The organism is Alcanivorax sp. MD8A (assembly GCF_002888555.1).
In the GTDB taxonomy this organism is placed as follows: domain Bacteria; phylum Pseudomonadota; class Gammaproteobacteria; order Pseudomonadales; family Alcanivoracaceae; genus Alcanivorax.
In genome coordinates this window covers 1-8,367 of sequence record NZ_AQOQ01000058.1, presented here as the reverse complement: position 1 = coordinate 8,367, position 8,367 = coordinate 1, and the positions used below count along the sequence as shown (strand labels likewise).

Here is an 8,367-nt window from a genome sequence, read left to right as displayed (position 1 = left end):
TGCAAGGAGTTATTCAGAGGCTCCTTAAGATCACGACATGATTGTTAGCCGCATCAAGCAGTATCCCTGGGAGAGCCGGTTAGACATTCTGGGGGGCAGAGTCTGCCCCTTTTTACTTTGAGGATTCGACATGAGCTTTGATCACACCAAGTACCAGCCATTTCCTGTTATCGACAAGCCCGACCGTCGTTGGCCGAGCCAGCGAATCGAGAAAGCCCCCCTGTGGGCGGCGGTGGACCTGCGTGACGGTAACCAGGCGCTGATCAAGCCCATGTCCGTGGCTCAGAAACGCACCTTCTTCCAGATGCTGGTGGAGCTGGGCTTCAAGGAAATCGAGGTGGGCTTCCCATCTGCCAGCCAGATCGATTTCGACTTTTGCCGTGCCTTGATCGAAGAGGATCTGGTGCCCGATGACGTGCACATTCAGGTACTGACCCAGGCCCGGGAAGACCTGATCGCGCGGACCTTTGAATCGTTGAAGGGTGCAAAAAACGCCATCGTGCATATCTACAACGCCACCTCGCCCACCTTCCGTGAGCAGGTGTTCAATGTGGACAAGGCAGGCTGCAAGACCATTGCCGTGCGTGCGGCCGAATGGGTGCGTGACTTCGCCGCGCAGCAGCCCGATACCCACTGGAGCTTCCAGTATTCCCCGGAAACCTTCAGTGCCACCGAGACCGATTTCGCCATCGAAGTGATCGATGCGGTGAACGCGGTATGGCGCCCGGACCAGGGCCAGCGGGTGATCATCAACTTGCCGGCCACCGTCGAGGTGAGCACACCCAATGTGTTCGCCGATCAGGTGGAGCTGGTCCACGAAAAGATTCAGTACCGCGATGATGTGATCATCAGCGTGCATACCCACGATGACCGGGGCTGCGGTGTGGCTGCGGCTGAAATGGCGGTGATGGCTGGCGCTGACCGGGTGGAAGGCACCTTGCTGGGTAACGGTGAACGCACCGGCAACATGGATCTGGTGACCGCCGGTATGAACCTGTACAGCCAGGGGATCGACCCGCAGATCGATTTCTCGCGAATGAAGGAAATCGTCGCGTTGGTGGAAGAGATTACCGACATCCAGACCCATCCGCGCCATCCCTACGCAGGGGATCTGGTGTTCAGCGCCTTCTCCGGCAGCCACCAGGATGCCATTCGCAAATGCCTGGCCCGGTATCAGGAAGGCGATATCTGGAACGTGGCCTATCTGCCTATCGATCCTGCGGATGTGGGGCGCCGCTACGAAGAAGTGGTGCGCATTAATTCCCAGTCCGGCAAGGGGGGCGTGGCCCACGTGCTGGAGCGGGATTTCGGCATCGACTTGCCGCGCTGGTTGCAGCAGGAGCTGGCCAAGGTGGTACAGCAGGACGCAGAGGAAGACGGTGGCGAAATTACCAGCGAGCGAGTGCACCGTCGCTTCAACAGCGACTACCTGAGTGTGCCAATGGGGTGGGTGTTGCGTTCCTACGATCTGAATCGCAGCAACGATCAGGTGCAGGCGCAGATCAGTATTGGCGATGACAGCCAGCCGGTGACCTTGTTGTGCGGCCGGGGTGACGGTGCCATGTCAGCGTTGGTGGATGCCCTGAACCGTCGCATTGGTGGTGACGTCAAAGTGGTGTCGTTCGACGAGTATTCGCTGGGCGATAACACCGAAGCCAACGCCATGGCCTGTGTGCGGGTGCAGGTGGGGGAGACCGTGCAGAGCGCGGTGGCCACCGCCGCCGACACGACCGCTGCGGCCTTGCAGGCGATCCTGTCTGCTGTGGGGCGCGTGCAGGCTGCCGCCGAGGTTCGCGACGTCGCCGACGCCTGAGGGAACACAACACCGCCTCGATGGGGCGGTGTTTGTGGTGGGAACTCGTCTGCGAGGGTGTGTTGATCGACGGCGGATCGCTTGCAGGCAAGCTCCTACAGGTTGTTTCCCTGCCAGTCTTCCCTGCTCTCTTCTCGCGGTGGTTCCACCGCGAATAAAGCCCCCAGCGAGAGCCAGCGCGGTCGGGCGACCGCTCCCACTTGACTGCCCTGCCGATTGAGAGGGTCAGCCGAGAAACGCGGTCAGCACCCGGCCCAATAACAGGCGAGCCTGATCGAAGCGCGGTGTTTTGCCCAGCAGCGTGTCGCGCGGTTCTACCCACTGGCCAGGTGAGAGATCGTCTGGGCACGCCTCGCAAAGCGCCTCGGCATTTTCTTGTGCCAGTTCCAGATGGAACTGCAGCGCCAGCACATTATCCCCGTAACGAAACGCCTGGTTCGCGCAGCCGTCGCTTTCCAGTAGCGGTACAGCACCCTGCGGAATAGCAAAGGTGTCACCATGCCAATGCAGTACCAGGGGTTGGCTGGCAAACAGTTTGCCGATGCTGTCCGTGACGCCCTGACGGGTGGGGCGCACGGCAAACCAGCCCACCTCTTTGTCCGGGTTGGCGGTGACAGCGGCGCCCAGCACCCGGGCAATCAGCTGTGCCCCGAGGCAGACCCCCAGTACCTTTTTTCCGGCCGCGATGCTTTCCCGAATCAGGGCCTTTTCAGCCGCCATCCAGGGGTGGTCGCTTTCGTCATCGGCGCCCATGGGGCCCCCCATGACAATCAGTACATCGAAGTCATCCACCCCGGGAAGCGGGTCGCCCTGGTAGAGCAGGGAGTGGCTGATGTTGGCATCCCGCTCCCGGAACCAGTCGGCCATGGTGCCAAGTTGTTCAAAGGGAACATGGGACAGGTAATGAATACGCATGGCCCGCTCCTGGTCGGATCAGAAATAGATGGCCTGAAAGCTGGCCACCGCCTGGTCTTCGGCGTCGAACAAAGTCAGTAACTCACCTTCAACACGATAACGCCGGGTGTGTTTCAGGGCATCCATCATCCCGGATTCGGTGCTCATGTCCGGGCAGGCCTTGCGGGTCAGTCCCAGCTGCGACAGCGCCAGGTGGTCGCCCTCTTGTTCGTACTGGCCTTGCAAGGTGTTACAGCCTGCCAGACCGCGGACGCTGCTGTCGTTGCCGAATACCAGATGTGGCGGACGCTCTTGATCGGCGGTGCTCACGGCGTTGTCGCCGAGGTGGGTCAGCTGCCAATGGGTATTGGCAAACTCGGCAGTGGGTTGTTCGCAGGCGCTTTTCAGGGCCTCAAACGCATAGCTTTCCACGCTGAGGGCAGCTTCAGTGCTACCTGCTTGCTGCCCCGGCACCTTGCGCACCAGGCCGCTGATGGTCGCCTGACGGGGTTGGTGCGGGTACTCCGCGCTATCCTGAAAATCTTCCAGAATCGCTTCCTGCTGCGGGCCAGTCAGCAGCAGACGCCGGTCGGTGTTGCAGGGGATAAAAACCGTTCGGCCGGCTTGCCATACCAGGGTGCCGGCTAGTGTCTCGCTGTCCGTCATGACGGCGCTGAGCGCCAGCACGGCGGGATCGAAACCGTTGGTCTTATAGGTCACGGTCAGTGGCTCGGAGCGGTAATAGATGCCGCCGCTGGCCAGCACCTGGGCAAACAGTTGGTACTCGCTATCTGCGTCCAGGGCCCCGGAGGGGAAGTACAACCGGAACGGCGGGACGGGCTCGCCGGCGTCGAGCGGGATGACCCGTTTTACGACGATGTCGCTATCGGTCAACAGGGACACGGTCAGGAATGCCTGATCAGGCAGTTCGCTGTCTGGTGGGAGCTGGATCTCGCCACTCAAATGAGCAACCGCCGCATTGCTGCGCGTAAAGGTGCCGCTGAACTGTGGTTCGCTAGCCGGGGTGTTGCTGTCTGTGTCTTGCGTTGCCGGTGCGGTGCTCGGGCTCAGTGTCAGGGTGTCGCCCTGTTGCTGGCCCTGCCGTGTGACTTGCTCCACAGTCATGGCTTCGGAATCCAGGAACCGCAGCGAGAACTGGCCGTCATCGTTGTCCCAGTGCAGCCCCTGGCGGTGGGCATCATTGGGCAAGTAAAGGTCGCCGTTGTTTTCCAATACCAGAATCTGTTCTTCCTGTTGCCAGACCCCTGCCACCGGGTTACCGGTGTCTACCGTCGCCGGCTGACTGGCGGGTGGGGTGGGTGTCTTGTCATCACAGCCTGTCAGCGCCAGAGCGCCTAAAAAAAACAGGGCATACTGCTTCATTGAGTGGTTCCTTCAAGGGTGCCTTCGGTGCTCGTGTCATGAGCCGGGGCGGGGGTAGTGTCGATGTGTGCCGCGGGGGAATCATCGCCAGCGGGGCTGGCGGGTTGCTCATCAGGAGCGGCGTCGGGTATCTCCGGCGGCACGGCATCTTGTGGTGTCGAGTCGGGTTGTGCGGGTTTGTCGGTGGAGACCGAGGGCGCCGGCGCCGGAGGTTGCTTGTCGGTCTCGCTCTTTTCCGGGGGCGTTGGTGCGGGTGCGGGATTGGCAGGCCACACATTGAGCGCCGGGTCCGGGATACGCACCAGCTGCATTTGCTCCAGAATCCAGTTGGCGCGCTGATTGAGATGGTCGGTTGGGCCTTTGAAATCGTAGTAGTTCGGGCGTGGTAGCATGGCGGCTAGCTGGGCGGCCTGAAACGGACTCAACTGTGCGGCGCTCACCTGAAAATGGTGGCGGGCCGCAGCCTCGGCACCATAAATCTGGTGACCCCACTGGGCCATATTCAGATACAGCTCCAGAATCCGGCGTTTGCTCAGGCAGATCTCCAGCAGTATGGCAATCATGGCTTCCTGGGCCTTGCGCAGATAGGAGCGCTTGCCGGAGAGATACAGGTTCTTGGCGAGCTGCTGGGTAATGGTGGACCCCCCGGCAACGGGCTTGCCGGCTTCCATGTTGCGTTTGATGGCATAGCGAATGCCGTCCCAGTCGAAGCCGGTGTGCTCGGTAAAGCGGGCATCCTCTGAAATCAACACGGCGCGCTTCAGGTAGTCGCTGATCTGATCATAGTCGCGCCATGCCTGCTGCACCTGACCCTGGGCCTCGGCACGCTCCATATAAGCGCTCTGGGTAGGGTTATGGTGCTGCAGTCGCAACACCAACCCGGTATACCAGAGCACGTACAGCCCCAGGCCCATGGCCAGTAGCGCCAGCAGTTGTAGTAATCGTCGTCGCAGCCTCATGGTCAGCCCGGTTGGGCAGCAGTCTCCCTTGATCTGGCGGTTCGGCTGTAAGCCGTGGCCTGATGCTTTGTTACAGGCCCCAATTGTCGGTGAAAGTTCCGTTTTTGTCAGGTCATGGTGGTAAGCTGGGCCAAGGCAGTTCAAATAGTAATCAGAAGAATAAATCTGCTGGATGCAAACAATGTCACTACTGCTGATTGGGGCAGCAATACTCGCCGGGCTTGCCACGGCACTGGTCTGCTGGCTGTGGGTGCGCCAATGGCGACGTGGCTTGCTTGTGGCTGCCCGTGAACGGCGTTTTCGGCAGCTGGTACAGCAGGCCTCTACCGGTATGGCGTTTGTGACCCTCTCGGGGGAGTGGGTGGACGCTAACCCCGCATTTCTTGATTTTTGTGCCGTGTCCCGGGCAGAACTGGGCGGGCGCAGCCTGGCTTCCCTGCTTCACCCCGATGACCAACCTGTGCTCCCAATCCTGGGCGATCTCCCTGTGGTGGCGAGCCCTTTTGCCCGTGAAGTCCGTTTTCTGGGCGGTAACGAGACGCCCCAATGGGCGAGATTGACGCTATCGGTGCTGGAGCCCGGCCTTTACCTGGTGCAGATCGATCCGATTCAGGCAACCAAGGATGCCGAGAAGGCCCTGCAGGAGAACCAGCGCCGCCTGGAGCTGGCGGTGACTGCCGGTGGTGTGGGGATCTGGCAGTACGATATCGGCCGTGACGAGCTGCTCTGGGACGACAAGATGTATGAGCTTTACGGTGTCCGGCGCGGTGAGGACACCGAAGGCACCCTGGCCATGTGGAGCGAGCGGGTGCATCCGGACGATCTGCCAGCGGCGAGCCTGGCGTTGGAGAAAGCCATCGCCGAGCAGGGTGAAATGGATATCGGTTTCCGGGTGTTCCGGCCCGATGGCGAACGGGGTTTTATTCGTGCCCGCGCGGTTTATATGCCCGGTGCGGGCAGTGGGCAGGGGATTGTGCTGGGGACCAACTGGGACACCACGGCCGAGCAATCCATGCAGGAGTCGTTGGCCCGTGAAAAGGAACAGTTACGAGTAACACTAAACTCCATTGCCGACGCGGTGATCGCCACCGACCATGAGGGTGTCATCACGTTTATGAATCCGGTGGCGGAGTCGCTGACCGGGTGGCGTGAGCAGGAGGCGTGTGGCCAGCATGTGGACAGTGTGCTGGTGCTGTCCAGCGAGGCGCAGCGAGGGCCCAAGGTCAGCCCTGTCGGTGTGGCCCTGAACGGCGGGGACGTGTGTTTCCTGCGCGAAGGCTCGTCGCTGCTCAGCCGCGATGGCAGTCGTTATGAAATTCAGGATTCCGCCGCCCCCCTGAAAGACAGTGAAGGCGTGGTGACAGGGGCGGTCATGGTCTTTCGGGATGTGACAACACGCCGTGCCATGCAGAAAAAATTGCGTTACCACGCCACCCACGATTCCCTGACCGGCCTGACCAATCGCCGGGAATTCGAGAATATATTGCAGCTGACGCTGGACGAAGGCGTTGGCGAGCAGGGCATGCTGTGTTTTATCGACCTGGATCGCTTCAAGGTGGTTAACGATACCGCAGGGCATGTGGCCGGGGATGCCCTGCTGCGTGAATGCGCCCGGGTGATCGCCCGCCAGATTCGCGATGGCGATGTGCTGGCCAGGCTCGGGGGGGACGAGTTCGGGTTGTTGTTGCGCCATTGTCCTGCGGACAAGGCGATACAAATTGCTGAGCGACTGATTCAGGCGCTGGATGACATGCGCTTCGCCTGGAAGGATTCACTCTATGATATCGGTGCCAGTGTCGGGCTGGTGCAGCTGGATGAGAATGTCTGCACCGTAGAAGAAGCCATGAGTCGGGCGGATGTGGCCTGTTATGCCGCCAAGCATCGTGGTCGTGGGCAGGTTTCGGTGTACACCCCGGATGATAGCGAGGCATCGCGCCGCCATGTGGAGCTGCAAATGGCTGCAGGCTTGCGTGAATCTTTGGAGGCAGATCGCTTCCTGCTGTTTGCCCAGGAAATTCGTCCCATCGCCGACCCCGATAGCGCGGGCCACTATGAAATCCTGCTACGCCTGCGCGATCGCAATGGCGATATTCTTAACCCGGGGGCCTTTATCCCGGCGGCAGAGCGTTATCAGATGATGCCGCATATCGATCGCTGGGTGCTGCGTCAGCTGCTGGAGAAACTTGGCGAGCAGCTGGTGGCGTTGCCGTCGCTGAACCTGGCCATCAACCTGTCAGCCACCTCCCTGGATGACCCGTCGTTTATCCCGTTCCTGGATGAGCTGCTGGCGGTCACCCCGGTGCCGCCCCAGCGACTGACGTTCGAGATCACGGAGACCACCGTGGTGAACCAGCTTGCCTCCGCCAGCGAAGTGCTGAGCCGGCTGCGTGAACAGGGCTGCAAGGTGGCACTGGATGATTTTGGGAGTGGTTTCAGCTCGTTTAACTACCTCAAGCACTTTCCGGTGGACTTCATCAAGATCGATGGCAGCTTTGTCCGCAACCTGATGTATTCCAGTGTCGATCACACCATTGTCGAGTCCATCAACGAGGTGGCGCACCGACTGGGCGTGAAAACCGTGGCCGAGTATGTGGAAGATGATGCGCTGATCCCGGTGCTGGAAAAAGCCGGTGTGGATTATGTGCAGGGCTATGCCATCGGGCGCCCGCAGCCGCTGGACTACCTGTTCGAGCAGCTTGCCAAACCGGGCAAGCCCGGCCCGGCAGGCAAAATCGTTACGGCGCTTCCTCGCTCTCATTGAGGGCCGGGGGCGTCAGCTGGCGGTCCCCGCGCCAGCGATCGAGCTCCCGTGTCATGGAGGGCTGGGTGGTGTCCCGCTGCAGCGTGTCATTGTCGTGCTTGAGTCGACGTTCTGCATTGTCAGTCTCTCTCGCAGGAGAGGAGGAGCGCAGGCGGGTATCGGGTACGCTGGTCAGCCCCTCGTAATCCAGCCCATAGTCATAGCCTTCCTCAAAGACGTCATCGCCCTGAATGTAGTCATACCCCTGGGCGGTACCGACGGTCACGCCACCGAGCGTTAATGTCGCCATCAAAATGGCCGTTCTCTGCCACATTGCGGTCTACCTCCTGTTGCAGAGTGTGACAGGTGGGCAAGGGAGCCGTTCCGGTGTGTGATGGCCGGAACCATAAAATGGTGAAAAATTGACCTGCGTCAGGATGGGTTGCGTTCCTGCCACGTGGAGCCTCTTTGCGGGCTTGAAAAGCCCGCCAGCTGGCAATATCTCTGTGAGGGCAAGGACGTAGGGCCGGGATGAGCGGTAGGGAACCGCTGAATAACTCCTTGCGTGCTCAGTCTTT

At 60.7% G+C, this 8,367-nt stretch carries 6 protein-coding genes; 2 read left to right on the top strand and 4 right to left on the bottom strand.

What is annotated here, in order from left to right; translation table 11 throughout:
* Positions 1-130 precede the first annotated feature (130 nt).
* Positions 131-1,813: a 2-isopropylmalate synthase gene (locus A15D_RS16695; protein WP_102792850.1), complete on the top strand. Its 1,683-nt coding sequence runs from the start codon at positions 131-133 to the stop codon at positions 1,811-1,813.
* Between the two features lie 225 nt (positions 1,814-2,038).
* Here the strand turns inward: A15D_RS16695 and A15D_RS16690 are convergent, their stop codons facing one another.
* Genes A15D_RS16690 through mtgA form a run of 3 tightly spaced genes read right to left on the bottom strand, consistent with a single transcriptional unit; the run spans position 2,039 to position 5,049 of the window.
* On the bottom strand, positions 2,039-2,728 hold the full coding sequence (locus A15D_RS16690; protein WP_102792849.1) for a type 1 glutamine amidotransferase: 690 nt from the start codon (positions 2,726-2,728) through the stop codon (positions 2,039-2,041).
* Positions 2,729-2,746: 18 nt separating this feature from the next.
* The gene (locus tag A15D_RS16685) at positions 2,747-4,090 is read right to left on the bottom strand and encodes an META domain-containing protein (RefSeq protein WP_102792848.1); all 1,344 of its coding nucleotides are present in this window, start codon (positions 4,088-4,090) and stop codon (positions 2,747-2,749) included.
* Entirely contained in the window at positions 4,087-5,049 is a 963-nt protein-coding gene (mtgA, locus tag A15D_RS16680; RefSeq protein ID WP_233192285.1) for a monofunctional biosynthetic peptidoglycan transglycosylase, read from the bottom strand. Before mtgA ends, A15D_RS16685 begins: the two co-directional genes overlap by 4 nt.
* A 181-nt stretch (positions 5,050-5,230) precedes the next feature.
* Here mtgA and A15D_RS16675 point away from each other — a divergent pair, with 181 nt between their 5' ends.
* Complete coding sequence (locus tag A15D_RS16675; protein WP_102792847.1) at positions 5,231-7,810, top strand: EAL domain-containing protein; 2,580 nt, start codon at positions 5,231-5,233, stop codon at positions 7,808-7,810.
* Here A15D_RS16675 and A15D_RS16670 read toward each other — a convergent pair.
* Entirely contained in the window at positions 7,785-8,123 is a 339-nt protein-coding gene (locus A15D_RS16670; RefSeq protein WP_102792846.1) for a hypothetical protein, read from the bottom strand. The genes A15D_RS16675 and A15D_RS16670 overlap by 26 nt on opposite strands.
* Between the last annotated feature and the right edge of the window lie 244 nt (positions 8,124-8,367).